This window comes from Parafrankia sp. FMc2 (assembly GCF_041008525.1).
Taxonomy (GTDB): domain Bacteria; phylum Actinomycetota; class Actinomycetes; order Frankiales; family Frankiaceae; genus Parafrankia.
The window spans coordinates 1-2,014 of the sequence record NZ_JBFLUG010000348.1 but is presented as its reverse complement, the minus strand read 5'-3'; the positions used below and the strand labels follow the sequence as shown (position 1 = coordinate 2,014).

Annotated in this window: 2 pseudogenes; both read left to right on the top strand. The window is 66.6% G+C overall.

The window, feature by feature from the left end:
- The first annotated feature begins 692 nt into the window (after positions 1 to 692).
- Positions 693 to 1,371 (top strand): annotated as a pseudogene (locus tag AB1460_RS37090) (IS6 family transposase).
- Positions 1,372 to 1,473: 102 nt separating this feature from the next.
- Positions 1,474 to 1,697: pseudogene (locus tag AB1460_RS37085) on the top strand (DDE-type integrase/transposase/recombinase); the annotation flags it as partial.
- Positions 1,698 to 2,014 lie beyond the last annotated feature (317 nt).

Sequence of the window (2,014 nt, the reverse complement as noted above, 5' to 3'; positions counted from 1 at the left end):
CCGACCGGCCCCGCCCGCGCTGCCTACCAGGGCGTGGATCAACCAGCCCCCAGCGATCATCGAGACCGAGGAGGCGCTACCCACGAACCAAGCAGCCTGATGTCTCACCGGGATTGACAGGCTCCGCATTACCGGACTGCTCCAGTCTGATTGGGCTGCCGTGGACCACGAACAGGTAATAGTCCTCCGGATCACGATGCCGAATGAGAGCGGGGCTCCGATGGCCCGACAGCGGCGAGAAGGTGAGTGCCACTACTGTGGTACCGGATAGGTCGGATACATCGACTCTCCCGCGGAAGCAGTCGGCGTGATCGCTGACCATCGTTGTGGGCATAATATCCTGATACATCCGATGCGCCCACCACTCAAACCGTTCCCGCGCCGGCACGACGTCAGTGGTCAGGGTCGTCGTTACGTGTTCCCGTATCAGGGGCGCTTCCTCGGGCGCAAGTTCAGACACTCGTTGACCTATCCGTCAAGGTGGGATGAGATGGATGATCATTACCTTATGGCCAGGGCGGTCCGGGAGTCGAAGGTCGTGACAGTGCGGTTGCAAGTGCCCAGGGTGAGTTCCAGACGGCGGGACTGTTGCATCCAGCGGCTCTGTTGCATCCGGCCGGGGCAGGTCTTCGCGCTGGTGGTCGGGCATGATCAGGTGATGGATCGAGGTGCGGGGGGCTTCGCCGGCGCTGGTGTCGGAGTTCGCCGGGTTCTGGTTCCCACCGGAGGTGATCGTGCTGGCGGTGCGGTGGTACCTGCGGTTCGCGCTGTCGTACCGGGATGTCGAGGAGCTGCTCGCCTGAACGTGGCCTCGAGGTCGACCACGTCACGATCTACCGGTGGGTGCAGCGCTTCACGCCCCTGCTCGCCGAGGCGGCCCGGCCGTGCCGGCACCGTCACGGAGGCAGGTGGTTCGTGGATGAAACGTATGTGAAGGTCGCCGGCCGGTGGGCCTATCTGTACCGGGCCGTGGACCAGCACGGACAGGTGATCGATGTCCTGGCCAGCGCCCGTCGCGATCAGGCTGCCGCCCGCCGGTTCTTCGCCCAGGCGCTGTCTCATGGGCGTCGGCCGGTCGAGGTCGCCACGGACAAGGCCCCGGTCTACCCGCGGATCCGCGACGAGCTCCTGCCCGAGGCCTGCCATGTCGACGCCGCCAAGGAGAACAACCGGATCGAAACCGATCATGGCAGGTTGAAAGCCCGGCTCCGACCGATGCGCGGCCTGAAACGGCCCCGCTCGGTCCAGACGATCAGCGCTGGCCACGCCCTCGTGCAGAACATCCGCCGCGACCATTACGACCTCGCCACCCACACCAACCCGAAGCTACGGCTGGCCGCCGCGTTCACCGAACTCGCAGCCGCTCTCTGACCGCCGGTCGCCACGGCCGCTGGCATGCCCCGCTTCCTCAGAACGCAACAATGCCCACCCATCTACCCGCGGCTCCTCGACGAGCTGGTGCCCGAGGCCCGCCACGTGGATGCCGCGCGGGAGAACAACCGGGTCGAAGCCGATCACGGCCGGTTGAAACCCGGCTCCGGCCGATGCGCGGCCTGAAACGCCTCCGCTCCGTCCAGACCGTCAGCGCCGGACACGCCCTCGTGCAGAACATCCGCCGCGGCCACCACGAACTCGCCATCGATACCCACCCACAGCTTCGGCTGGCAGCCGCGTTCACCGCGCTCGCCGCCGCCTCTGACCGACAGCAGCCCCGGCCGCTGGTATGCCCCGCCTTCGCTGAATGCAACTGTGAGTTCATGGTGCTGCCTCGGGCGGTGGCCTGACCCGCAATGCAACTGGCGTGATGCCTTCGCGCTGACCTGTCGGCCGCCGTCTGAGGGTATGTCGACCGGACCGGTGGGCGTGTCCCGACAGGGGCCTTGCCGCTACAAGGCACCATCACAGTTCTGACCGCCCTGCCGGCCTGGCGACGGCTTCCCGTTCCCGAGCCGAGCAGGAGACGAACAGTCTGTGGCCAGCATGCGTCACCCCGCGGAATCAGACCAGATCACCA